The following is a 25,213-nucleotide window of genomic DNA, read 5'->3' as shown; positions in this document are numbered from 1 at the left end:
GTAACTATGGCTAAGAAAAAAACAAAAAAAACAAAAGTAAAAAGCAAAGTTAAAAAAGAGAAAAAACTAAAGCTTGGTACTTTTAAAGAAACAGCAAGAGAAAAACTAATTGGCCAACATATTGGTTATAGATATGATGTAAACTTACTTCCTGATTACAAAAGAATTACTCCATTTCTTAAAAAATATGTAGAAGCTATGGGTTGGGATGATCTTAACTGGTTAGAAGATGTTCATATGGGTTATGAAGAAGGAAAACCAGCTGTGTTTTGCAGAAATGCAAATGGCTGGGTTACTATTCCAAAATCTATTAAACTTCCTAACAACCAACAAGATAGAGACATGATTGCAAGAGAGCTTTTAGTTAAGTTTCAAATGTCTCCAAAACATCCTCTTGTTGATTTGAAAAAAGCTTACTTAAAATTCTAATAAAACAATCTTAAGTTGATAATTAATTAAAAACCTAGTGTTCACGCTAGGTTTTTAAGCATTGTTTTGTTTGTCACACCTTACAAAATTTTATAGGGTTCAATAAACTAATATGGGAGAGAGATTATGACTGATCAGTTAGGTGCTCTTACAACCATATTTACAGAATTTTACTACTGGGTAACAGTGGTACTGATGTTTTTAATTCACGTCGGTTTCTGTATGTATGAAGTTGGAGCTTCTCGATACAAACATCACCAACATACTCTTATGAAAAATACAATGCTGATACCTTTGGTAACAGTAACTTGGTTTTTCTTTGGTTGGTGGATTTACTGGGCATTTCCAACAGGACCTGGAATTGCACCTTCAATAATGAATGAAAGTGCTGCATTGATAACCGATGAAAGTACTTTTAGTGCTAAATGGTATGCACCAAATACTGAATTTATGGCGGTTAACTTAGGTGACCACATATCTGGAGTATTCTGGGCTGCGTTCTTACTATTTTCATGGACAGCTGCTTCTATTGTTTCAGGAGCAATCATTGAAAGAATTACAACTTTTGCTTTTGGAATTTTAGCAATTGCAATAGGTTCGTGTTTCTGGGTGATCGATGCTGCTTGGGGATGGCACTTTGATGGTTGGATGCTTAAAATTTTAGGATATCATGATGCTTATGCATCAGGAGTAATTCACGCAATTGCGGGTGGATTTGCTTTAGGTGTTCTAATGGTTTTAGGACCTAGAATTGGAAAATTCTCATCAAGTGGTGAGCCAAGAAATATAGGACCAAGAAATCCTTGGCTAGTTACAGTTGGGTTGTTTTTAATCTATACTGGTTTCTGGGGATTTTATGCGGCATGTAATATACCGATATTTGATCTTGGACCTGAGTATGGAATGGAAGGTGTAACATACTGGACAGCTACAAACATATATGTAACCCCTACTACACTTAGTGGTATAACTTATAACTTCTTGATGTCATTATCAGGAGGATTATTAGCTGGATATGTGATCGCCAAAGGTGATCCTTTCTGGACTTACTCAAGTGGACTAGCAGGTATCATCTGTGCTTCAGCTGGAAATGATTTGTATCATCCAATTCAAGCAATGATTATCGGTATGATCGGTGTTGTTGTTGCATACAAACTACATTACTGGGTTGAACGTAAGTTCAAAATTGATGATGCAGTTGGTGCAGTAGCAGTACATGGTTATGCTGGTGTTGTTGGTCTTATCATATGTGGATTTGTTTTAAATGGTTACCCATCATCTGGTTACAGTGTTGGCGCTATGTGGGACGGATCAACTTATGCATCAATCAATCCATTAGGTCAATTTCTAGGAGCAATAATAATGTTCGTAGTTCTTGGACTAATACCAGGCTATGTCATAGCTAAGATACTAAGCGCATTTGGTAAATTAAGAATACCGCGTGATGTTGAAATAGCTGGACTAGACTATGATATGATGGAATCTGCTAAAAAAGATGAACGAGCAGTTTCATCTGCAACTAGGTAAAGGAGAAAAATATGGCTACAGTTACAAACTGGATAGATCATTTAAGTGCTAAGGAGGTTGTCGGTGCAGTTTATCCGGGAGCTGGATCTAGTGAAACTTTACTGGTTATTTTAGGTATAGTTATCTGGATTGGTTGGCATGTTATTACTAACAATTCTGAGAGTGAGGAACTTTCAAAATTGGCTAGAAAAAGACATGGTGCTAATGATCATAAAAGCAATATTACCGATTGGTAATATAAAATAAAAATTTGGGCGCTACTTGATTGTGGCGCCCTTTTTTTTTATAATCTCTATAAATGAGCGATAATAATAACGAAGATCTTAGACCTACTAAAATGAGAGGTGTTTTATTTCCTAAAGCTAAATATGGAGTGATAGCGGCTATTATCATCATTGTTGTGGTCAATCTTATCTACTATAAAGACTTCTTAAAATCTCTATTAAGCTAAACCAAATATATTATGTGTGGAATTGTTGGAATTTATTTAAAAACAAAAAAATATGAAAAACATTTAGGTAAATTTTTATCTGGAATGCTAGATGGTATGGCAACAAGAGGACCTGATAGTGCTGGTTTTGCGATTTATACTAAAGAAAATAAAAATACTTTTAAATACTCTATTTGTCTTGATGAAATAAAAGAAAATGATTTTAAAAAGAAAATATCAAAATTTATAAAAAAAATTAAGTTAACTAGTTATGCAGATCACGTTGTTTTAGAAACTAACGAAAAACCCTCTAAAATATTAAATTTATTAAAAAAAGAAATTCCAGAAGTATCTTTAGTTGGTTATGGAAAAAGTATTAATATTTTCAAACAAACTGGAAATCCAAAAGATGTTGTAAAAAAATTTAAATTATCCTCTTTTTCAGGAACACATGGAATTGGTCACACAAGAATGGCAACCGAAAGTGCAATAACTACACAAGGTTCCCATCCTTACTCTACATCGGAAGATGAATGTTTAGTTCATAATGGCTCCTTATCAAATCATAACAATGTAAGAAGATCACTTATTAAAGATGGTCAAAATTTTAATTCTGAAAATGATACTGAAGTTGCAGCTGGATATATTTCAAATCAAATATCAAAAGGTAAGGACTTAGAAAAAACATTAAAAAATAGTTTAAAAGATTTAGATGGGTTTTATACTTTTATTGCAGGTACAAAAGATGGCTTTGCATTATTGAGAGATGAAATTGCTTGCAAGCCAGCTGTTGTTGCTGAGACTAAAGATTATGTTGCGGTTGCATCTGAGTTTCAAGCTATGGCGCATCTTCCAAATGTAAATTCAGCAAAAATTTTTGAACCAAAACCTGGTGTGGTATATCACTGGTAATTTATGAACTTTGATTTAAACAAAAAAATTTTAAGAGAAGTAAATCAACATCTACAAAACGTTGATAGAAAAAGAAATACTAGAAAATTCGAAATTTTAAACCCTCAAGGACAACACGCTATATGTGCAGGTTTGAAAGATGATATTGATGTAACAGTCAAAGGTCATACTGGATATTACTGTGCAGGTATGAATCAAAAAGCAACTGTTACAGTTCATGGAAACGTTGGAACTGGTGTCGCTGAAAATATGATGTCAGGTAAAATTGTTGTTAAAGGTAACGCCTCTCAATCAGCTGGTGCCACAGGTCATGGGGGTGCATTAATTATAGAAGGAGATGCAAGCTCTAGATGTGGAATATCAATGAAAGGAATTGATATAGTAGTTAAAGGTTCTGTTGGCCATATGTCAGCTTTTATGGCGCAAAAAGGTAATTTAGTTGTAATGGGTGATGCAGATGCAGATCTTGGAGACTCAATTTATGAAGCTAAGATATTTGTAAAAGGTAAAGTTAAAAGCTTAGGTGCAGATTGTGTGGAAAAGAAAATGGATAAAAAGAATATAGATGAATTAACAAAACTATTTAAAAAACTCAATATTTCAGAAGATCCTAAAAAATTTAAAAGATATGGTTCTGCTAGAAATTTATATAATTTTAAAATTGATAATGTGGGTGCATACTAAATATGAAAAAAGATCTTAAAGAATTTAAAACATTTCCAAGCTCTACAATAAAAGAAATTCAAAGAGCAGCAAACGAAGGGATTTATCAAATAAGAGGATTGGGTGCTAAAAGAAAAGTTCCTGATTTTGATGATCTTGTTTTTTTAGGCGCATCGATGTCCAGGTACCCATTAGAAGGTTACAGAGAAACATGTAACACTTCAGTTATTTTAGGAGATCGATTTGCAAAAAAACCGATCAAACTAGATATTCCAATTACAATTGCTGGGATGAGTTTTGGAGCACTCGGTGCTAATGCAAAAGAAGCTTTAGGAAGAGGAGCATCTGCAATGGGAACCTCAACAACTACTGGTGATGGTGGTATGACACAAGAAGAGAGAGGTTCTTCAAAATATTTAGTTTATCAATTACTACCTTCTAGATATGGCATGAATCCTGATGATTTAAGAAAAGCAGACGCTATTGAAGTTGTAGTTGGACAAGGTGCAAAACCTGGTGGTGGTGGAATGTTGCTCGGTCAAAAAATTAATAAAAGAGTTGCAGGAATGAGAACCTTGCCAGAAGGAATTGATCAAAGAAGTGCTTGTAGACACCCTGACTGGACTGGCCCAGATGATTTAGAAATTAAGATTCAAGAACTTAGAGAAATTACAAATTGGGAAAAACCAATTTATATAAAAGTTGGAGCTGCAAGACCTTTTTACGATACCACATTAGCTGTAAAAGCTGGCGCAGATGTGGTTGTACTTGATGGAATGCAAGGTGGAACAGCTGCTACTCAAGATGTTTTTATTGAGCACGTTGGAATTCCAACCTTAGGTGCATTAAGAGAAGCTGTTGATGCTTTAAAAGAATTAAATATGCATAGAAAAGTTCAGCTTGTTGTTTCAGGTGGTATTAGAACTGGTGCAGATGTTGCAAAAGCATTGGCAATGGGTGCAGATGCTGTATCAATCGGCTCTGCTGCAATGATGGCTTTAAACTGTAATGCCGACTTATATGTTAAAGATTATAAAAAACTTGGAACCGAACCTGGTTATTGTCATCACTGTCATACAGGAAGATGTCCAGTAGGTGTTGCAACACAAGATCCTAAACTAGAAAAAAGATTAAATCCAATTGAAGCTGGTAAAAGAATTAAAAATTATTTAACAACTTTAACTCTAGAGTTGCAAACGTTAGCTAGAGCTAATGGTAAATCAGATGTTAGAAACTTAGAACCTGAAGATCTAGCTGCCTTAACAGTTGAGGCTGCTGCTATGGCAAGAGTTCCTCTAGCTGGCACAGATTGGATACCTGGAAAAAAATAATTGAATAAAACTTTTTAAACAAGTAGGATTAATCATGTCAAAAAATCTTTCACAAATTGCCAAACAAAAAAAAATAAAATATTTTCTAATAAGTTTCGTTGATCTTTTTGGAGTTTTAAGATCTAAATTAGTTCCAGCTCAAGCCATAGGTGAGATGCAAAAAAATGGAGCTGGCTTTGCTGGGTTTGCTACATGGTTAGACATGACACCTGCTGACAGTGATATGTTTGGGGTGCCTGATCCTGATAGTTTAATTCAATTACCATGGAATAAAGAAATTGGTTGGCTGGCATCAGATTTATACATGGACGGAAAACCTGTAAAGGCTTCACCAAGAGTGATGCTTAAAGAACAAATTAAAAAGATGTCTCAAAAAAAATTACAGATGAAGTCTGGTGTTGAATGTGAATATTTTTTAATTTCAGAAGATGGATCATCAATTGCTGATCAAAGAGATATTCAATCTAAGCCTTGTTATGATCAATCAGCTTTAATGAGAAGATATGATTTAATTAAAGAGATATGTGACTGCATGATTACAATGGGTTGGAAGCCCTATCAAAATGATCATGAAGATGCTAATGGTCAATTTGAGATGAATTGGGATTATACAGATTCATTAATTACAGCTGATAGACATGTATTCTTTAAATATATGGTTAAAAGTTTAGCTGAAAAACATGGTTTAAGAGCAACCTTCATGCCAAAACCCTTTCATAATCTAACTGGAAATGGTTGTCATGCTCACGTTTCAGTATGGAATGGTAAAGATAATAAATTTTTAGATAAAAAAGACACACTTGGTTTAAGTAAATTGGCATATAATTTCTTAGGTGGCGTGATGAATAACACTCAAGCATTATCTGCTTTTTTTAATCCAACAATTAATAGTTACAGAAGAATTAATGCTCCACCAACAAAGTCAGGTGCAACTTGGTCGCCAAGTAGTATTTCTTATACAGGAAATAACAGAACGCACATGATTAGAATTCCAGATCAAGGAAGATTTGAATTAAGATTAATGGATGGTGCTGCCAACCCATATTTACTTCAAGCAGGAATAATTGCTGCTGGTCTTGAAGGAATTGATAAAAAATTAAATCCTGGAAAACCATTGCATTGCAACATGTACAAGGATTATAAAAAATATCCAAAACTAAAAAAATTACCTAATGATGTTAATCAAGCAATTTCTATGCTTCAAAAAAGTAAATCTCTTGCTGATGCCTTTGGAAAAGATGTAATTGAAAGCTACATAAAGCTTAAAAATTCTGAGATAAAAGACTTTAAGAGCAAGTTTTCATTTAATAAGAAAAAACCAGTCACTAAGTGGGAAAAAGATAATACTTTAGACTGTTAGATTATGGCAACTTTATCTAATGGTCATCAGTGGAAGTATTCTGAATTTTTAGATAATAAAGATTATTTATTTGATAAAAAACAAATTTTCAATTCACTATCTGAAAAAGAAATTGATGATGCTTATTCTAGTATTTCAAAATGGGAAGGATATGCCCCTACTCCTTTAATATCTCTTAATAAGTTATCTAAAGAATTAAATTTAAATAAAATTTATTACAAAGATGAAAGTAAAAGATTTGATTTAAAATCATTCAAAGCACTGGGAGGTGCCTATGCTGTTGAAAAAGTAACCCAAGGAAATAAAAATATCACTGTTGCAACTGCAACTGCTGGAAATCATGGAAGATCTGTTGCATGGGGTGCTAGAAGATTAGGACTTAAGTGTAAAATCTTTATTAGTGAGTTTGTTAGTGATGCTAGAGGTCAAGCTATGGCAAACCTTGGTGCAGATGTAATTAAAGTAAAAGGCAATTACGAAAAATCACTAATAGAATGCATTAAGCAATCCACAGAAAATAATTGGCAAATAGTACAAGATGTTGCTTGGAAAGATTATATGCAAGTTCCAACATACACGATGGCTGGTTACACAGTTATGATGAAAGAAATTATTGATCAAATCAATAATGAAAAAATTTCTCATATAATTTTACAGGCAGGTGTTGGTGGAATGGCTGGCGCAATGGTTGCAGGTATTGCAAGATACTTAGATAACGTTCCTGTTACATTGGTTGTTGAACCTGATAGTGCAGCTTGTGTTTTAGAGAGTATTAAAACAGGAAAAATAGAAAAAATTGATATTAAAAGAGAAAGTCTTATGGGTGGTATGTCGTGTGGAGAAGTATCATTAGTCCCATGGGAAATTCTAAAAAATTCAGTTAAACATTGCATCAGTTTACCCGATGATGATATTGCAAAAACTATGAAATTACTTGGAAACTCAGGTTTTAGCGATGAACCTATTATAGCTGGAGAAAATTCTGCACCAGGAGTGATTAGTTTAATTGCTAGTTGTGAGGATCAAAATTTAAAACAAAATTTAAAATTAGATCAAAATTCAAATGTTTTAGTTATTGGTTGTGAGGGTGACACAGATCAAGAAATGTACCAAAAATTAGTTAATCAAAATTAATTGTATGTCAGATACAGGAATTTTTTGGATAAGAGATGATTTTAGAATAGAAAATAATCCCGCATTGTCATTTGCAACTCAAAATCATGACAACGTAATTGCTTTATTTATCTATAATAATAAAAATTTTGATAATCAAACTGAAGCACAAAAATGGTGGGTTTCAAAATCTTTAGAAGTTTTTAAAACAGACTTATCAAAATATAGTATTAATCTTCAAATAGTTAATGGTGATGAATTGGATGTTTTCTCTAAGATCAAAAAAAAAGACAATCTTACAATATATTGGAATAAAGTTTACGAACCAGATGTAATTGCTAAAGGAAAAAAAATTAGAGATGTTTTTATAAAAAATGAAATCAACTTTAAATATTTCAAAGGAAATATTTTAAATGAATTTCAGGAAGTAACCAAAAATGATGGAACGCCCTTTAAAGTATTTACTCCCTTTTGGAGAACTGCTGAGCAAAAATATTTAAGTTTAGCTCCTACTAAAAATTATATTGTTAAAAAAAAAACTAAAGAAAAAACTTTTTTTAAGAACTGTATTGAACCAAAAAATATTTTACCTAAAAAAGATTGGTATAAAAAATTTGATAAATACTGGAAAATTTCTGAGAGTAATTCTAAAAAAATCTTAAATGATTTAATAGAGAATAAAATTAAAGACTATGGAACTACAAGAGATATTCCATCTGTTGAGGGAACTTCAAAGCTTTCACCTTATATTAAACACGGTCAAATTCATGTAACAAGTATTTGGAAAAAATGTAGTGAAATCAAATCTAAAGGAATTGGTTACAGAAAATATATTAATGAACTTGGATGGAGAGAATTTTCACATAGTTTAATTAATTATTTTCCAGAATTTTTGAAAGGTAATTATAGAAAAGATTTTGATAAATTTCCTTGGGTCAAAAATGATAAATATCTTAAAGCATGGAAAACAGGAATGACTGGTTATCCAATAGTTGATGCAGGTATGAGAGAATTATACGAAACTGGCTGGATGCATAATAGAGTTCGTATGGTAGTTGGATCTTTTCTAGTTAAACATTTGAGAATTAATTGGACTGAAGGAGAAAAACATTTCAGAAATTGTTTGTTAGATTTTAATAAAGCAAATAATGTTGCACAATGGCAGTGGGTTGCCGGTTGTGGTGCGGATGCTGCACCTTATTTTAGAATTTTTAATCCTATTTTACAGGGAGAAAAATTTGATAAAGAAGGACTTTATGTAAAAAAATGGGTGCCAGAATTAGATAAAGTACCAAGTAAATTGGTTCATAAGCCTTGGGAAATGGAATTAAAATACCAACAAGCGATCAAAACAATTATTGGAAAAGATTATCCACAACCAATAGTTATTCATGAAAAAGCTAGAGCCTCTGCCCTAGAGGCTTTTAAGACCTTAAAAAAATAAGCAGTAAATAGACTAATTGCCAATAAAATGATGAATTATTGTTCTATTTTGAGGGTTTAGCCTATGTTCAAATAAATATAAGCCCTGCCAGGTACCTAGTAATAATTCTCCTTCTCTAATACTTAATGAAATTTGACTATTGGTTAATGCAGACTTAATGTGCGCAGGCATATCATCCTTTCCTTCGGTGGTATGGACATATAGCTTGTTATCCATAGGAGCTAATTTATCAAAATAATTTATTAAATCTGTTTGAACATCTGGGTCAGCATTTTCTTGTACAATTAAAGATGCACTGGTGTGCTGAATACTTAAATTAAGCATCCCATTTTTAAAATTATTTTTTTTAATCCATTCAATTGTTTGATTGGTAAATTCATATAATTTTTGACCACTAGTATCTATTTGAAGATTATAAAATTCTTGTTTCATTGATTTAAGTTAATTGATGTTAGCTCATACAACCGGCTAATAGTACGTTTAAATGGTTTTTCTAATAATTTTGATGAGGTAAATTCATCTAGGTTTTGATTTGCTGTAACTGATATTGGAATATTTTTGTCATAAATTACATCTAATAAAGTAATGAAACGTTGTTGTTGATTAGAATTATTATCACTAAATTGAGGAACTTTATCTATTACAATAAATTTACAATTTTTTATTATTTCTAAATAATCTTCTGCACCTAAATTTTTATCACACAACTCATTAAAATTAAATCTTATAACACCATCATAAAAATTCTCAATTTTAAAATCCCTTCCTTTTACATTTAATATCTTTGAAGATTGTTTTTTATCTTTTGTTATAGTTCTAAAAAATTTATTCATCTTAAAATTTGTTTCTTGGTTCAGTGGATAAAAATATCTTTGTTTTTGATTATTATTTGATTTTCTATAATCATCTTCAATCTTAAGTTCACATTCTATAGACTTTTGTTCCATAATCTGAATAAATGGTTTAAATTGATCCCTTTGAAGACCGTCTTTATATAATTCAGAGATTTTAGTATTAGAAGTTACAATAATTTTAATATCTTCTTTAAAAATTTGATCAAACAATTTTCCTAAAATCATAGCATCCACTATATTTGTGACCTGAAATTCATCAAAATAAATTAATAAAGACTTTAATTTTAAATTTTTTACAAATTGATTAATTACATTTTCTTCTTTTTCTTTTTTTTCATGAACAAAGTCATGAAAGCTTAACATAAACTCATTAAAGTGTAATCTTAACTTTTTTTCTTTTAGATGATCAAAAAAAAAATTTAAAATCATAGTTTTACCTACACCAACATCACCATATAAATAAAAACCTTTTTTAGACGATTTTTTTGAAAACAATTTTGAAAAATAAGATTGAAAATTCTCTTGGTAGTATTGCTCTAATTTCTTAACAACTTCTATTTGATTTAAATTAACTTCTAATTCTTGATTGTTACACAAAGATATAAATTCGTTTTGAAATTTTTTTACCATTAGTTTTTTTTTGTTTTAAAATCGATACCATATTCTGATCTAGGACCTTTTCGTAAACCAAAAGGGCCAGGAATAAAAATTGTCATCGGTTTTGTGCCTTCTTTTAAGTCTACTCTATGATGGGCATTTGCTGAACGAAAACCAATATATCCTGGCTTTCTCCAGGATTTACCTTTTTTAGTAGTTTCCCAATAACCACCCCTTAAAATTATAGTAATATATGGACATAAGTGATTATGAACACCTTCTCCATGATCATCTGCAAGCATTTCATGAATTAAGACATTAAAAGGGAACCATTTAGGCCTATATCTAAACAAAACATAGTATCTGTTTAACCAAGGTTTAGCCTTATCAAATCTTGGATGGGAAGGTCCTCTATCCAAAACAACCTTCTTTCTACCGATCTTATCTAAAAATTTTAAGATCATATCTAGTTATATTGAATAATAGATCCGTTCCTTATTACAAATAAATTTTGATTAAATATAAATGGTCTTGAGATAAAATTTCCAGCTATTTTTTCTGTATTAATCACGTCACCCAAACTTAAATCTGCAATTATCATCTTTCCATCTGAGTTTGTTAAATATATCTTTAAATCTCCTATAGCAAAGCCTACTGGTTTTATATCTTTTCTCTTTTTAATTTTATAATTTTTATATAAATCTGTTATTCGGACAATGTTACCTTTATTTTTTTCAATCACATGTAAGTAGCCATCATTCGAAACTGTAAAAATTAAATTTCCAGTCGTAATAGGAGTTAAATTTGAATTAATCTTATTAATCCAATTTGTAGTGCCTGTTTTAACATCTACTGAATAAAATTCATTCTTATTATTAGAAAAGAAAATTGATTTACCATCGGAAACTAGTTTTGAAACTTTAAAATTATAAGTCTCATTTATAATGTTGCTACTTTGAGTGGGTAGTTGCCAAGTTATTAATCCAGTAGCAATATCAACAGCAGTTATATCACCTATAGAATTGCTAAAAATAACCATTTCATCAACTATTATTAATGACAATTTAGAATTTGATATTGTAAAAGAATCTTCAGTTTGTAAATTCCAACATTCAGACCCATTATCAATATCATAACATCTTAAAGTGTTTTTATAATCAACCACAAATATTTTATTTTTATTTTTCTTTATTTCAGAATTAAACGGATAACTATTATTTTTTGACCAATTTAATTCACTTGAATTAATATTTACTGAATAATACTTTGCTATATTATCTGTGACTAACAAATTCTCACCTTCTAATGCAAAATTTAATTTTGGTTTTAATTTTTTTTCAGATTTTGAATAATAATTTTTTTTCCACAAAACCTTTTGTGAATTATTATATCTAATAATTGAACCTTTTTTGTCAAAAAATATTAAACCATCGTCTAAAAAAACTGGCTTAAGATCGAGTTGATTGATATCATCTAATTTTGAAAATTTATAGTTACCTATTTTGCTTACTAAACCGTTGTAATCTTGAGATCCATAATTATTTTTATTACTTGTAATTTTATTATTACTTTCAATTGATTTTAAATCTAACTTTATTTGTTGATTGAACTCAGTGGTAATTTTCTTTTCTTCTGAAAATACTTTTATGATATTCTTTTTATTTTCTACGTTTTTTTCTTTGTCTTGCCAAAGACGTGAATTTTCATTGAGAGAACAATGGCTTAAAATAACTAACGATATTATTAAAATGATAAATCTATTCACTCAAGTCTCTATTCAATCTTTTCTCAGCTTGTAACCTTATATCTGAATTTGAGTTTTCTAAACTGATTATTTGATTGAAGAATTCTTTTGATTTTTGCCTTTGATCTTTTGAGTAAAAATATTCTGCCATTAGATATAGTGCATGAGATTTCCAAACACTCTCCGAATTAATCAATGAATTTACAATATTTAATAGATCACCTTCTTGAGCTTGATCAGCATTAAATAGCGCTTTTTTATATATGATTAAGTTCTTTATCTCATTATCTAGTGTGGTCTCATTAATTAGAATATCAAAATAATTATTAATCTCATCTTGATTAGAAACTAATTTATTATCAATAATAAAATATAAAGATAGTGGCGAATATGTTGGATCTTTTTCATTTATAATTTCCACTAATTTTTCAACTGTTATGTTTTTTGTATTTTCTGAGTAAGATAATGTTGTGGAATTAAATTTATTTGATATTTCTTTTTTTTTATTATTTTTATAACTATCAAAACTATAAGCACTTATTAAAATAATAATTAAAACTACTGCTATCGAGATAATTTTACTTTTATTGTTAATAAAAAAGTTTCTTACTTTTTCATTTCTAGTGTTGCTATTTATAATTGAAATTTCTTCATCCATAGTTAAATCATATTCCTTAATACGTATTGGAGTATACCTCCATTTTTATAGTATTCTAATTCATTTTTGGTATCTATTCTGCATAAAGTTTTTATTTTTTTTATATCCCCTGAAGCATATTTAATTTCCACAGTTACTTCATCAGATGGATTTATACCTTTTTCAATATCAAGGATATTTATTAATTCTGAACCAATTAGATTTATGTTTTTTCTATTTATATTGTTAGTAAATTGTAAAGGCAAAATTCCCATTCCAATTAAATTTGATCTATGGATACGCTCAAAACTTTCAGCAATTACTACTTTTACTCCTAATAATTTTGTTCCCTTTGCTGCCCAATCTCTTGAGGAGCCTGTTCCATATTCTTTGCCACCTATTACAATTAAATCAGTTCCTCTTTTTTTATACTCAACCACTGCGTCGTAAACAGGTAATACTTTTTCTTCTGGATATATTTTTGTAAAACCACCTTCGGTACCTGGTGCCATTTCATTTCTAATTCTAATATTTGCAAAAGTTCCTCTCATCATTACTTCGTGATTTCCTCTTCTTGAACCATAAGAATTATAATCTTTTGGAAGAATTTGATGTTCCATAAAATATTCTCCAGTTGGGCTTTCTTTTTGAATATTTCCCGCAGGTGAAATGTGGTCCGTAGTAACCATGTCTCCTAAAATTAACAAAGGTCTTGCCTCTTTAATTTCTTTAAATCCTTCTGGCTCATCTGGTAAATTGTCAAAGAAAGGAGGTTTTTTTACATAAGTTGACCCCTCATCCCAATTATAAATACTACTCTCTTCTGTTTTAATTTTTTGCCATTGGCTAGGTCCTTCCGAAACATTTGAATACCTTTGAATGAACATCTCAGCATTCAAAGATTGTTTTAAAGTATCTTCAATTTCTTTATTTGATGGCCATATATCTTTTAAATAAACATCATTTCCACTTTTATCTTTACCAAGTGCTTCTTTGTATAAATCAACTTCCATATGACCAGCAATTGCATAAGCAACAACAAGTGGTGGTGATGCTAAGTAATTAGCTTTAATATGAGGTGATATTCTACCTTCAAAATTTCTATTTCCTGATAAAACTGAGACTGCATAAATATTTTCTTTTTGGATTGCATCCACTATGTTTTCAGGTAATGGACCTGAATTCCCAATACAAGTTGTACAACCGTAGCCCACTAAATGAAAACCTAGTTTATCTAAATAAGTATTTAACCCTGCTTTTTTTAAATAATCAGTCACTACCTGAGAGCCTGGTGCCAAAGAAGTTTTGACCCAAGGTTTTACTTCCAATCCTAATTCAACAGCTTTTTTTGCAAGTAAACCAGCTCCAATTAAAACATTTGGATTTGATGTATTGGTACAAGAAGTTATTGCTGCAATTAAAATTGAACCATCTCTTATTTCATAATCAGCATCAGAAACCTTAGAGACAGAATGATCTTTTTTATTAGTTGCATCCTCTAAAACTTTTTTAAATGAAGTGGGCGCATCTGTTAATAAAACTTTATCCTGTGGTCTTTTAGGTCCAGAAATAGTTGGAACCACTGTGGACATATCTAGAGAAATAGTATCTGTAAATTCTATTTCATCACTTGCCCATAAACCTTGTTCTTTTGCATATTGTTCAACAACATCAACTGTATGCTGATCTCTGCCAGAAAATTTTAAATAATTTAAAGTTTCGTCGTCGATTGGAAAAAATCCACAAGTAGCACCATACTCTGGGGCCATGTTTGCAATAGTTGCCCTATCAGCAAGAGTTAAATTTTTTAATCCTTGACCATAAAATTCAACAAATTTTCCAACCACACCTTTGTCTCTTAGCATTTTGACTACTGTTAAAACTAAGTCGGTTGCTGTTGTTCCTTCAGGCATTTTATTTTTAACTTCAAAACCTATTACTTCAGGAATTAACATTGAAATTGGTTGACCTAACATTCCAGCCTCTGCTTCAATCCCTCCAACACCCCAACCTAATACAGACAATCCATTGACCATTGTAGTATGACTATCAGTACCAACTAAAGTATCTGGAAATAAATATTTATCTGCCTGAAAATCCTCTGACCAAACTACTTTTGATAAATACTCTAAATTTACTTGATGACAAATTCCAGTACCTGGTGGAACTATTCTAAAATTATTAAATGCTTGTTGTCCCCATTTTAAAAATGAGTATCTTTCTCCATTTCTTTCAAATTCAATATCAACATTATTTTCAAATGAATCTGGTTTTGCTGATTGATCTACTTGAACAGAATGATCGATTACAAGATCTACAGCTGATAATGGATTAATAGTATTTGGATCTTTATTTTTGTCTTTTATGGCTTCTCTCATTGCTGCAAGGTCTGCAACAGCTGGGATACCAGTGTAATCTTGAAGTAAAACTCTAGCAGGCCTGTAAGCTATTTCAGTGCTTGATTTTTTGAACTTTAACCATTCTTTAATTGAATTAATTTGATTTTTATTAACAGTTAAGTCGTCTTCATATCTTAATAAATTTTCTAAAAGAACTTTTAAAGATTTTGGTAATTTTGAAATACCTTCAAGACCATTTTCCTCAGCTTTTTTAAGTGAATAATACTTATAATTTTTATCATTAATAGATAAACCGGATAGTGAATTATATGAGTTTTTTGTTCCTGGTTTCATAAATTTTATTAGTAATAAAAAGTTGCAATACAACTTATTAGGAGCGTTGACATAACATAATTAAACCATTTAATAAATTTCTCATTTGTCGCGAATTTCCTCATAAATTTTCCTAAAATAGTCCAAAATATTATACTTATAATCGCAAATAAAAAAGCAACCCCCAACATCCATAATGAATAACTCATAAAATTAATACCTGATTCTGTGTAAGTCGAGACAGCGATGACAGCAACAATTAAGCCCTTGGGGTTTAAAAATTGATATAAAAAAGTTTCAATAAAACTAACAGGTTCCAGATTATCTTTTTTATCAGAAGATTTTGAAAATGAAATTTTATAAGCTAAATAAATTAAAAAAATAGTCCCAGTACCAATTAAAACTTTTTGAATAATTGGATAAATATTAAAAACATTAATTAGTCCAAAATTCACTATTGCTAACATTGTTGTAAAACCAAAAATAACACCAAGCATTAAAGGAATAGATTTTTTTAATCCATGATTAAACCCCGAATGTGAGGCAACAACATTATTAGGCCCTGGAGAACAACTAGTAACAAACATAAATAATGAAAGTGACAAAATTTCTGGATGCATTGTTATGCTATAGGTAAACCATTCTCTGAATTTTGTGATGGATGAACTAAAATTACTTTACCTTCTTTATCTATAGAACCTAAAATAAGAACTTGAGATACAACACCTGCAATATTTTTTTCAGCAAAATTACATACTCCTATTACTTGTTTTCCCTTAAGATTTTCTTCATTATAATAATGTGTTATTTGAGCTGAGGATTGCTTAACTCCTATTACTTGTCCAAAATCAACTTCAACTACTAAAGATGGTTTTCTTGCTTTTTCGTTTTTTTTAACTGAGATTACTGTACCAACACGAATGTCCACTTTGTCAAAAATATCAAAGGTAATTTGTTCTTTCATATAATTAATATATAATAAAATTAAAATATGAGTACAGAAAAAAATACAGATTTTTTGTTTGATCAGTCTGTCAAAATTTTAACAGACTTAATAGGTTTTAAAACTATTTCTGGAGAAGATAACAGTTCATTAATTGACTACTGTGATGATATTCTAAAAAGACTAGGTGCAACTTCTTTTAGAACTTATGATGATGAAAAAAAAAGAGTCAATCTATTTGCAACACTCAAAGCTAAGAGTTCAAACAATAAAAAACCAATAATTTTGTCAGGCCATACTGATGTGGTTCCAGTTTCAAAGGGTTGGAGCTCAGATCCTTTTACAGCAACTATTAAAGGAGATAAATTATACGGAAGAGGTTCGTGTGATATGAAAGGATTTATTGCATGTGCTTTGGCTTATGCACCTATTTATTCTAAATCAAATTTAGATAGAGATATTCATTTTTCATTTACTTTCGATGAAGAAACTGCGTGTCAAGGTGCGCCTATATTAATAGAAGAGTTAAAAAAAAGAGATATAAAAAACGGAATTTGCATTATTGGTGAACCAACAAATATGAAAATTATTGATGCTCATAAGGGATGCTACGAATATACAACTTATTTTAAAGGTTTGGCGGGACATAGTTCAGCACCCCATAAAGGGGTAAGTGCTGTTGAATATGCGTCAAGATATATAAATAAATTAATTGAACTAAGAGAAAAACTTAAAAATAGAGCTTCAAAAAACTCTATTTTTGATCCACCGCAATCTACTCTTTCTATTGGTGGTGTGTTTGGTGGTATCGCTCACAATGTAATAGCAGACAAGTGTCATGTTAATTGGGAAACAAGACCAGTTGTTAAAGAAGATGGTATATTTTTAAATCAAGAAATTGATGAATATGCAAATGAGGTCTTATTACCTGAAATGAAAAAAGTTTTCTCTAATGCTTCAATTGAAAAAGATATTATTGGTGAAATAGTTGGTTTTGATAGAGTAAATAAATCAGAAGCTTGTGAATTAATTTCGAGTTTAACAGGAGATAATTCTAGACAAGTTGTTTCATTTGGAACTGAGGCAGGTTTATTTCAAGAAATCGGAATTAGTACGGTAGTCTGTGGACCAGGATCAATTGATCAAGCTCATAAAATTGATGAGTTCATTGTCTTGGATGAGCTTAAAAAATGTTTAAAATTGCTTGATGGTATCAAAGCAGAATCTGTTCCAAATTAATAAATTGTTAACCAACATAAAGTAAATTATAATTTTTGTATGTCTAAAAAAGATCTTCGAGATATGATTGGGTACGGCTCCAAAGATAAAAAAATAAAATGGCCTAATAATGCAAGGATAGCAGTTCAGATAGTTTTGAACTACGAAGAAGGTGCTGAAAATTGTATATTAAATGGTGATAAAAATTCGGAAGTTTTTTTATCTGAAATTATTGGTGCACAACCGATCAAGGGAAGGCATATTAATATGGAATCTCTTTATGAATATGGTTCTCGAAGAGGGTTTTGGAGATTACATAAAATATTTAAACAAAAAAAAATTCCAGTAACTATTTTTGGTGTGGGAATGGCTTTAGCTAAAAACCCTCAAATATGCAAAGCATTAATAAGTTCAGATTATGAAGTTGCTTCTCATGGATGGAGATGGATTGACTATCAAAACATTAAAAAATCTGAGGAAAAGAAACATATGAAGATGGCAATAAAAACTCATCAAAAAATATTTGGTGAGAGACCGCTAGGTTGGTACACAGGAAGATGCAGTCCAAATACAAGAGATTTAGTTTTTGAAGATGGTGGTTTTTTATATGACAGCGACTCATATAGTGATGATTTACCTTATTGGGAGGTAAGAAATAAAAAAAAACAACTAATTATTCCATACACACTTGATAATAATGATATGAGATTTGCAACTAACCAGGGATTTAATACGGGTGATCATTTTTATTCTTATCTTAAAGATAGCTTTGACGCTTTGTATGAAGAAGGTAAAACCCACCCAAAAATGATGTCTGTAGGCTTGCACTGCAGAATAATTGGTAAACCAGGGAGAATACAAGCTTTAAAAAAATTTCTAGACTATATAAAAAAACATAAAAATGTATGGATATGTAAAAGGGTTGATATAGCCAAACATTGGATTAAGAACTATTCTAAATAATGTCAAAAAAAATTATATTTACAAATGGTCTAATTGATTTAGCTCAACCAAGATTGGGCTCAAAAGTAATATTTAGAACAGATGATTTTTTTGCATCTGCTGACAGAATTATTGACCCCTCTACACCTGTATTTAAGGACGGATTGTTTGATAAAAATGGTAAATGGATGGATGGTTGGGAGTCGAGAAGAAAAAGAACACCTGGACATGATTATTTAATTATTAAATTAGGTAAACCTGGATCAATTTCAAAAGTGAATGTTGACACATCTCATTTTAATGGAAATCAACCTTCAATGATTTCTATCGATGCCTGTAATTCAAAATCAAATAATACCAAAAATTTTAAGTGGAAAACTTTGGTAAGTAAAAAAAAAACTAAAGCAAATAGTCCACATATTTTTAAAACTTCTTCCAAATCAGTTTTTACACATATTAAATTAAATATATTTCCAGATGGAGGTGTCGCAAGACTAAGACTTTATGGAAGTATATCTAAAGGAAATAATAATTTTACAAATAAAACTATTAACCTTGCATCTCTTTTAGATGGCGCATCAGTTATTGCTTGTAATAATGAACATTTTGGTAAGGCAGAAAATATTTTAGCACCAGGAAAAGCAAAAAATATGGGAGATGGCTGGGAAACTAGAAGAAGAAGAGATAAAGGATTTGATTGGTTAATATTAAATTCTATTGATGGTGAAAAAATTGATAAAATTGAGATATCAACCCATCATTTTAAAGGAAACTTTCCAAGCCATTGCTCTTTACAGGCAGCTTATATACCGACTAAAAAATCTTCATCTTCAATTGTTAAAAACTCTAATAAGTGGAAAACATTGATGAAAAAAACTTCTTTAAAAGCTAACAAAACACATATGTTTAAAAATAGATTAATGAAGAATGATAAAATTAATTTCATTAAGATTAATATTTTCCCTGATGGAGGTATTTCTAGATTTAGAATTTTTGGTAAAGCTAAATAATGAATATTACAATTACCCCAAAAGAAATAACTAAAGAAAATTTTTCTAAGTTTGGAGATATGATTACAACAGATGGTATCATTCCAATAGAAATAAATGAAGGCTTTGCAAAAAGATTTGATGGTATAGCTAATCTTAATACCTCTAAGGATAATGGAGAGACAACTATTTGTATTTTTTCAGCTCTTAAAAGAACTTTTCCTATGAAAATAGATATGATGGAAAAACATCCTTTAGGTAGCCAAGCATTTATTCCAATGAAGCCAACTACCTTTTTAGCGTTTGTTGCACCTGCAGGTGACAAACCTGATTTAAATAAAGTTGAGTCATTCATTGTTCCGCCTGGCATAGGTGTTAATTACAATGCAGATGTATGGCATTTTCCTTTAATCTCTACTGAAGATATGAATTTCTTGGTTGTTGATAGAAAAGGATCTGGTGACAACCTTGTTATTAAAAATTTTGATAAAGAAGAAATAGTTTTAGAATACTAAAGCCCACCACATTTCTGTAGCGGGCTTTAACTAAATTTTTTTCTATCTTTTAGATATTGCTAAGTGAACTACAGCACCTAATGATGCTCCAATTATCCAAGCATAACCTCCACCGCCACCTAAGTTAGCGAAGAAGTCACCTAAACCTAAAACTAAGATGTTTGGCCAAACAGTTCCTACTGCAATATATCCTGAAAGAACCCAAGCTAAGATTGCTTTATGATTGAAACCACCACTATAATGATACTTAGCTTTTGGGCCAGCATCAAATAATGCATCAACATCTAATTTTTCTTTTTTAATTATGTAGTAATCAGTAATCATAATACCAAATACTGGAGCAAGAATTGCACCTAAAGTATTAACAAATGGAAATAAACCCATTTGAGTAATAACAGCAACCCACATTCCACCAATTACAAAACCAAAACCAGCAGTTATTAGTCCACCAGTTTTAAAATTGATTTTACTAGGCATTAAGTTTGCTAAGTCATACGCAGGAGGTATAAAGTTTGCAACCATGTTAATTCCAACTGTTGCAGCAAAGAAAGCAAATGCGGCAATAATTGTTAAACCTAAGTTGTCAACTTTCGCAACCATTTCTGTTGGACTTGAAACATACTCACCAAAAATCGCAATTGTTCCACCAGTAATCATTAAAGTAATGAAAGAGAATAAAATTACGTTTCCTACTAATCCCCATAGGTTACCTTTTTTCATTTCGTCTTCATTTTTAACAAATCTAGCAAAGTCACCAAAATTGATTACTACGGCAGCAAAATATCCAACCATAATTGAAAATACTGCTAAGAAAGCTCCAAATGATCCCAAACCTTCGAAACCACCAGATCTTTCACCGCCAGAGAATATAGTTCCAACTTCAGAAAATAACCCTCCACCAGCTTTAGCCCAAATAACTAGCATTAAAAGTATCATGACTGCATAAACAGCAGGACCAGCAAAGTTTAAGAATCTTTTAACAAGATCTACACCTTGCCAAAATAAGTAAACTTGGAATGCTGATACAAATATAAATGAAACCCACATTACACCTGTCATACCAAGAAACATAACTTCACCTTCCATGCCTGTAATTCCAGTAATCAAAAGTGCTACAGCAGTTGAAGCTGCATAAGTTTGTGCTCCATACCAAAACATTGCAACAAGGCCTCTAGCCATTGCTGGAAAGTTTGCTCCAAATACACCCATACTGACACGAGCGAATACTGGATATGGAATTCCATGTTTTACACTTGGTTTACCTGATAAATTTACAAGCCACATTATAAAAAATCCTGCAAGAATTAATGCAGCAAATACAGCCCAACCATTTAGTCCTGACGCTAAGAATAAAGATGCTGCCAAAGTATAACCAAATAAACTTTGAACATCATTAGCCCACACGTTAAAGATTTCGAACCATCCCCAGTTTTTTTTATTTGCTGGAGTTGGAGCTAAATCTGAGTTGTAGAGTTTTGACGATCTACTCATATTTTTCTCCCTTTTTTTTTGTTACAGGTTAGAGTTATTTTAAAAATTATACTCTTTCCTCTGCGCAACATTATGGATTTTAATATTAGAGTAAACAAAAAATTAGTTCAATCAAGAGTAGCTGTAATAAATAGCTAAATACCTAGTCCATTTAAAAACATAAAACCTAATATGATCACTAATTGAATGATTTATAATAGTTACAAACTAATCGTTCCAACCACTTACTGCTTTAACTTCAAGATATTCTTCAAGCCCTAATTTTCCTGCTTCACGACCAATTCCTGAATGTTTGTAACCACCAAAAGGTGCATCAGGTGCTAACCCAGCACCATTGATATCAACCATTCCAGATCTAAGTTTTCTTGCAACTCGGTTTGCTTTTTCTTGATCTTGAGTTTGAATAAAATTTAAAAGTCCATAAGGTGTATCATTTGCAATCGCGATTGCTTCTTCTTCTGTCTCGAACGGTATAATCGATAACACTGGCCCAAAAATTTCTGTTCTTGCAATTTGCATTTGATTATTTACATCTGCAAAAGCTGTTGGTTTAACAAAGTATCCTTTATCTAAACCATCTGGTTTACCAGTTCCACCAGCAACTAATTTTGCACCTTCATCAATTCCAACTTGAATTAATGATTGAATTTTATCAAATTGAGTTTTTGAAACAACTGGACCTATATGATCACCCTCTTTTGCTGCAACATCAACTTTCATGGAATTAGCAAAATTTTTAACTCTTTCAACTGCCTCATCATACATTGATTTTTCAACCAACATTCTTGTTGGAGCATTACAAGATTGTCCTGTATTTCTAAAACATCTTAGCGCTCCTCTTTCAACCGCTTCAGCATCAGCATCTTTAAAAATAATGTTTGCTCCTTTTCCTCCAAGTTCTAAACTTACTCTTTTAAAATCTTTAGCTGCATTCTGAGAAATTAAAGCTCCAGCTCTAGTTGAGCCAGTGAATGATATCATATTTATATCTGGGTGACTTGTTAAAGCGTTTCCTGTAACCGCTCCATCTCCATTGACTAAATTAAAAACACCTTTTGGTAATTTTATTTCATCAATCATTTCAGCCAATATCATTGAAGATAAAGGAGCTATCTCAGATGGTTTAAGTACCATTGTGCATCCTGCTGCAATCGCTGGAATCACTTTTAGACAAGTTTGATTCATTGGCCAGTTCCAAGGAGTTATTAATGCACAAACTCCTTTTGGCTCATGTAAAATATTATTATTAAGAGCATGTTCACCTAATTTTGCTTCAAATGTATATTCTTTTAAAACTTTTATATAAGATTTTATGTGACTTGCTCCAGTTCCAGCTTGTAATTGATTTGAAAAATCAATTGGTGCTCCCATTTCAAGAGTTATTGCTTGAGCCATTTCAGCCCATCTTTTTTTATACACAACGTAAAGGGCTTCTAAATATTCTAATCTTTCTTCTTTTGAAGAAAATGCCCAAGTCTCGAAAGCTTTTGTTGCTGCATTTACTGCATCATTTACATCATCAACTCCACCTAAAGATATAACTGCACATTCTTCTTCTGTTGAAGGATCAATTACTTTTAAGTCACTAGGTTTTCTTGGAGAAACCCATTCACCATTTATATAAAAATTTTTTTTACCTAACATTTTGAGAAACTATCCTTTCTTTATGATTTTGCAAATAAATTTGTTAATTCGTAAACAATTGTTGCAGCCGCAAGTGAGGTTACTTCTGCATGGTCGTATGCGGGTGAAACTTCGACTACATCAGCAGAAACTAAATTTAATCCAGATAATCCTCTTAGAACATTAACCATTTCTCTTGTAGTCATTCCAGCTATTTCTGGTGTCCCTGTTCCAGGCGCAAAAGCTGGATCAAGAACATCAATATCGATTGATAAATATAAGGGGTTATCACCTACTCTTTTTTTATTCTTTCAGCAATTTTATCCGTACCCTCTGTTTGAAATTCATCGCAGTGAATTATCTTAAATCCAAAACTTTCATCGTTTTTAATGTCATCTCTACTATAAAGTGGGCCTCTAATACCAACATGCATTGAAGCATCATCTAAAAACAAACCTTCTTCTCTAGCTCTTCTAAACGGAGTTCCGTGTGTATAGGGTGCTCCAAAATAAGTATCCCAAGTATCAAGATGTGCATCAAAATGAACTAATGCAACCGGTCCATTACATTTTTTATTAATCGCTCTAAGAAGTGGTACTGCTATTGTATGATCGCCCCCTAAACTAATTATACCCCCTACTTTATTTAATAAATCTGTGGCACCCGCTTCAATTTGTTTTATGGCTTCATCGATACTAAAAGGGTTGCAAGTAATGTCACCTGCATCTGCTACTTGTTGAACTTTAAAAGGTTCCACATCATAACTAGGGTGATAGTTGGTTCTTAAATGTCTTGAGGCTTGTCGAATACTTTGTGGGCCAAATCTTGCACCTGGTCTATAACTTGTGCCAGCATCAAATGGTACTCCGACAATTGCAACATCACAACTTTCAACGTCTCTTAATTCTGGCAATCTTGCAAATGTTGATGGACCTGCAAATCTTGGAACTTTTGTTCCACTAACAGGTTGAACAGGGTTTTTATTTCGTTCTTTTTTCATTTATAAACAAAATGTACCACATTCTTTTTAAATCGAATATCATCTAAATTATGTATATGAGGATTTTTAAGCTGGTTTTAATATCATTTTTTTTAATAACATCTGCAAACTCTAATTCTATTTATAATCTCATTAAAATACCAAATTTAGAAATCTATGAATTAAAAACACCCAATAAACTTAAATATTTCTATGCAACAAAACCATTTAGACTGGGAGTTCAGAAGAATATTGTATGCAATAATTCGGATCAAAAGACTTACGATAAAAAATATCAAATAATATCTAAAAATTTAAATCGATATTCAAAAGAATTTTTGAAAAAGATTAATCTTAAATACATTGTCATGTGTGAAAACCTTTCTATTTCAGGAATAAATACAGCCGGAATTCCAGATCATGTAATGAAAACATTAATTATTGATCTAAAATTTAATGAAAAATATTTTGAAAGAGTAATTCATCACGAACTATTTCATATTATAAACGAAGGGTTTAAGGATTTATTTGATGAGGATGAATGGAAAAAATTTAATGAGCCAAGTTTTAAATATGCAGAATGCTCTACCTGTTCAAAAAAATTGGGGCTTGAAACCTATAAAAAAACTGATGGTTTTTTTACTGAATACTCTATGACAATTCCATCTGAAGATATGGCAGAAGTATATTCTCACTTAATAATGAGAAATTATAAAAATTCAGATGATAAAATTCTGAATAAAAAAATCAAATTTATAAAAGATAAATTAAGAAAAATTGATAGTACTTTTGAATTTTAA

25 protein-coding genes and 1 pseudogene are annotated in these 25,213 nt (G+C 31.0%); 15 read left to right on the top strand and 11 right to left on the bottom strand.

Annotation, left to right across the window (positions count from 1 at the left end; translation table 11 throughout):
- Positions 1-6: 6 nt before the first annotated feature.
- The 10 genes from ACIJYE_RS01655 to ACIJYE_RS01610 all read left to right on the top strand — a co-directional run bounded on the left by ACIJYE_RS01655 (position 7) and on the right by ACIJYE_RS01610 (position 9,209).
- Positions 7-429 (top strand): hypothetical protein, encoded by a 423-nt coding sequence (locus ACIJYE_RS01655; protein WP_435086585.1) that lies wholly within the window; start codon positions 7-9, stop codon positions 427-429.
- Between the two features lie 126 nt (positions 430-555).
- Positions 556-1,956: an ammonium transporter gene (locus tag ACIJYE_RS01650; RefSeq protein WP_435088737.1), complete on the top strand. Its 1,401-nt coding sequence runs from the start codon at positions 556-558 to the stop codon at positions 1,954-1,956.
- 11 nt (positions 1,957-1,967) lie between these two features.
- Positions 1,968-2,192 (top strand): hypothetical protein, encoded by a 225-nt coding sequence (locus ACIJYE_RS01645; protein ID WP_435088736.1) that lies wholly within the window; start codon positions 1,968-1,970, stop codon positions 2,190-2,192.
- Between the two features lie 62 nt (positions 2,193-2,254).
- Positions 2,255-2,407, top strand: a complete 153-nt coding sequence (locus tag ACIJYE_RS01640; protein WP_435088735.1) for a hypothetical protein — start codon at positions 2,255-2,257, stop codon at positions 2,405-2,407.
- Positions 2,408-2,419: 12 nt separating this feature from the next.
- Positions 2,420-3,298 carry a class II glutamine amidotransferase gene (locus ACIJYE_RS01635; protein ID WP_435090764.1) on the top strand — a complete coding sequence of 293 codons (879 nt, stop codon included), beginning with the start codon at positions 2,420-2,422 and terminating at the stop codon, positions 3,296-3,298.
- Positions 3,299-3,301: 3 nt separating this feature from the next.
- Positions 3,302-3,982, top strand: coding sequence for a protein glxC (locus ACIJYE_RS01630; RefSeq protein WP_435090763.1), 681 nt, complete (start codon positions 3,302-3,304; stop codon positions 3,980-3,982).
- A 2-nt stretch (positions 3,983-3,984) separates the two neighbouring features.
- The gene (locus tag ACIJYE_RS01625) at positions 3,985-5,292 is read left to right on the top strand and encodes an FMN-binding glutamate synthase family protein (protein ID WP_435090761.1); all 1,308 of its coding nucleotides are present in this window, start codon (positions 3,985-3,987) and stop codon (positions 5,290-5,292) included.
- A 34-nt stretch (positions 5,293-5,326) separates the two neighbouring features.
- On the top strand, positions 5,327-6,652 hold the full coding sequence (gene glnT, locus ACIJYE_RS01620) for a type III glutamate--ammonia ligase (protein ID WP_435090759.1): 1,326 nt from the start codon (positions 5,327-5,329) through the stop codon (positions 6,650-6,652).
- A gap of 3 nt (positions 6,653-6,655) precedes the next feature.
- On the top strand, positions 6,656-7,786 hold the full coding sequence (locus tag ACIJYE_RS01615; RefSeq protein ID WP_435090757.1) for a diaminopropionate ammonia-lyase: 1,131 nt from the start codon (positions 6,656-6,658) through the stop codon (positions 7,784-7,786).
- A gap of 4 nt (positions 7,787-7,790) precedes the next feature.
- Positions 7,791-9,209: a cryptochrome/photolyase family protein gene (locus ACIJYE_RS01610; RefSeq protein ID WP_435090755.1), complete on the top strand. Its 1,419-nt coding sequence runs from the start codon at positions 7,791-7,793 to the stop codon at positions 9,207-9,209.
- Between the two features lie 12 nt (positions 9,210-9,221).
- Here the strand turns inward: ACIJYE_RS01610 and ACIJYE_RS01605 are convergent, their stop codons facing one another.
- The 8 genes from ACIJYE_RS01605 to ACIJYE_RS01570 are packed head-to-tail and all read right to left on the bottom strand — an operon-like array spanning position 9,222 to position 16,677.
- Entirely contained in the window at positions 9,222-9,641 is a 420-nt protein-coding gene (locus ACIJYE_RS01605) for a secondary thiamine-phosphate synthase enzyme YjbQ (protein ID WP_435090753.1), read from the bottom strand.
- Complete coding sequence (gene zapE / locus ACIJYE_RS01600; protein WP_435090751.1) at positions 9,638-10,693, bottom strand: cell division protein ZapE; 1,056 nt, start codon at positions 10,691-10,693, stop codon at positions 9,638-9,640. The genes ACIJYE_RS01605 and zapE overlap by 4 nt, the downstream gene beginning before the upstream one ends.
- Positions 10,693-11,124, bottom strand: coding sequence for a hypothetical protein (locus ACIJYE_RS01595; RefSeq protein WP_435090750.1), 432 nt, complete (start codon positions 11,122-11,124; stop codon positions 10,693-10,695). Before ACIJYE_RS01595 ends, zapE begins: the two co-directional genes overlap by 1 nt.
- Before the next feature lie 2 nt (positions 11,125-11,126).
- A complete protein-coding gene (locus ACIJYE_RS01590; protein WP_435090747.1) occupies positions 11,127-12,425 on the bottom strand; it encodes a PQQ-binding-like beta-propeller repeat protein in 1,299 nt (432 codons plus the stop codon).
- Positions 12,418-13,062, bottom strand: a complete 645-nt coding sequence (locus ACIJYE_RS01585; RefSeq protein WP_435090746.1) for a hypothetical protein — start codon at positions 13,060-13,062, stop codon at positions 12,418-12,420. Before ACIJYE_RS01585 ends, ACIJYE_RS01590 begins: the two co-directional genes overlap by 8 nt.
- Positions 13,063-13,064: 2 nt before the next feature.
- The gene (gene acnA / locus ACIJYE_RS01580; RefSeq protein WP_435090745.1) at positions 13,065-15,734 is read right to left on the bottom strand and encodes an aconitate hydratase AcnA; all 2,670 of its coding nucleotides are present in this window, start codon (positions 15,732-15,734) and stop codon (positions 13,065-13,067) included.
- 8 nt (positions 15,735-15,742) lie between these two features.
- Positions 15,743-16,333, bottom strand: a complete 591-nt coding sequence (locus ACIJYE_RS01575; protein ID WP_435090744.1) for a LysE family translocator — start codon at positions 16,331-16,333, stop codon at positions 15,743-15,745.
- A 2-nt stretch (positions 16,334-16,335) separates the two neighbouring features.
- Positions 16,336-16,677 (bottom strand): tRNA-binding protein, encoded by a 342-nt coding sequence (locus ACIJYE_RS01570; protein ID WP_435090743.1) that lies wholly within the window; start codon positions 16,675-16,677, stop codon positions 16,336-16,338.
- A 27-nt stretch (positions 16,678-16,704) separates the two neighbouring features.
- Between ACIJYE_RS01570 and argE the strand changes: the two genes are divergently transcribed.
- The 4 genes from argE to ACIJYE_RS01550 are packed head-to-tail and all read left to right on the top strand — an operon-like array spanning position 16,705 to position 20,320.
- Entirely contained in the window at positions 16,705-17,895 is a 1,191-nt protein-coding gene (gene argE, locus ACIJYE_RS01565) for an acetylornithine deacetylase (protein WP_435090742.1), read from the top strand.
- Positions 17,896-17,934: 39 nt separating this feature from the next.
- Entirely contained in the window at positions 17,935-18,837 is a 903-nt protein-coding gene (gene puuE / locus ACIJYE_RS01560) for an allantoinase PuuE (protein WP_435090741.1), read from the top strand.
- Positions 18,837-19,826, top strand: a complete 990-nt coding sequence (gene alc, locus ACIJYE_RS01555; RefSeq protein ID WP_435090739.1) for an allantoicase — start codon at positions 18,837-18,839, stop codon at positions 19,824-19,826. The genes puuE and alc overlap by 1 nt, the downstream gene beginning before the upstream one ends.
- On the top strand, positions 19,826-20,320 hold the full coding sequence (locus ACIJYE_RS01550) for an ureidoglycolate lyase (protein ID WP_435090738.1): 495 nt from the start codon (positions 19,826-19,828) through the stop codon (positions 20,318-20,320). Before alc ends, ACIJYE_RS01550 begins: the two co-directional genes overlap by 1 nt.
- A gap of 42 nt (positions 20,321-20,362) precedes the next feature.
- Here the strand turns inward: ACIJYE_RS01550 and ACIJYE_RS01545 are convergent, their stop codons facing one another.
- The 3 genes and pseudogenes from ACIJYE_RS01545 to speB all read right to left on the bottom strand — a co-directional run bounded on the left by ACIJYE_RS01545 (position 20,363) and on the right by speB (position 24,434).
- Complete coding sequence (locus tag ACIJYE_RS01545) at positions 20,363-21,811, bottom strand: NCS1 family nucleobase:cation symporter-1 (RefSeq protein ID WP_435090737.1); 1,449 nt, start codon at positions 21,809-21,811, stop codon at positions 20,363-20,365.
- Between the two features lie 207 nt (positions 21,812-22,018).
- A complete protein-coding gene (locus ACIJYE_RS01540) occupies positions 22,019-23,455 on the bottom strand; it encodes an aldehyde dehydrogenase family protein (RefSeq protein WP_435090736.1) in 1,437 nt (478 codons plus the stop codon).
- Between the two features lie 20 nt (positions 23,456-23,475).
- A pseudogene (gene speB / locus ACIJYE_RS01535) lies at positions 23,476-24,434 on the bottom strand (agmatinase).
- 56 nt (positions 24,435-24,490) lie between these two features.
- On the opposite strand from speB, the gene ACIJYE_RS01530 reads away from it, so the two are divergent.
- Positions 24,491-25,213: a putative zinc-binding metallopeptidase gene (locus ACIJYE_RS01530; protein WP_435090735.1), complete on the top strand. Its 723-nt coding sequence runs from the start codon at positions 24,491-24,493 to the stop codon at positions 25,211-25,213.

Source organism: Candidatus Pelagibacter bacterium nBUS_30 (assembly GCF_051201245.1).
Classification (GTDB): domain Bacteria; phylum Pseudomonadota; class Alphaproteobacteria; order Pelagibacterales; family Pelagibacteraceae; genus Pelagibacter.
This window is presented reverse-complemented; position numbering and strand designations above follow the sequence as displayed.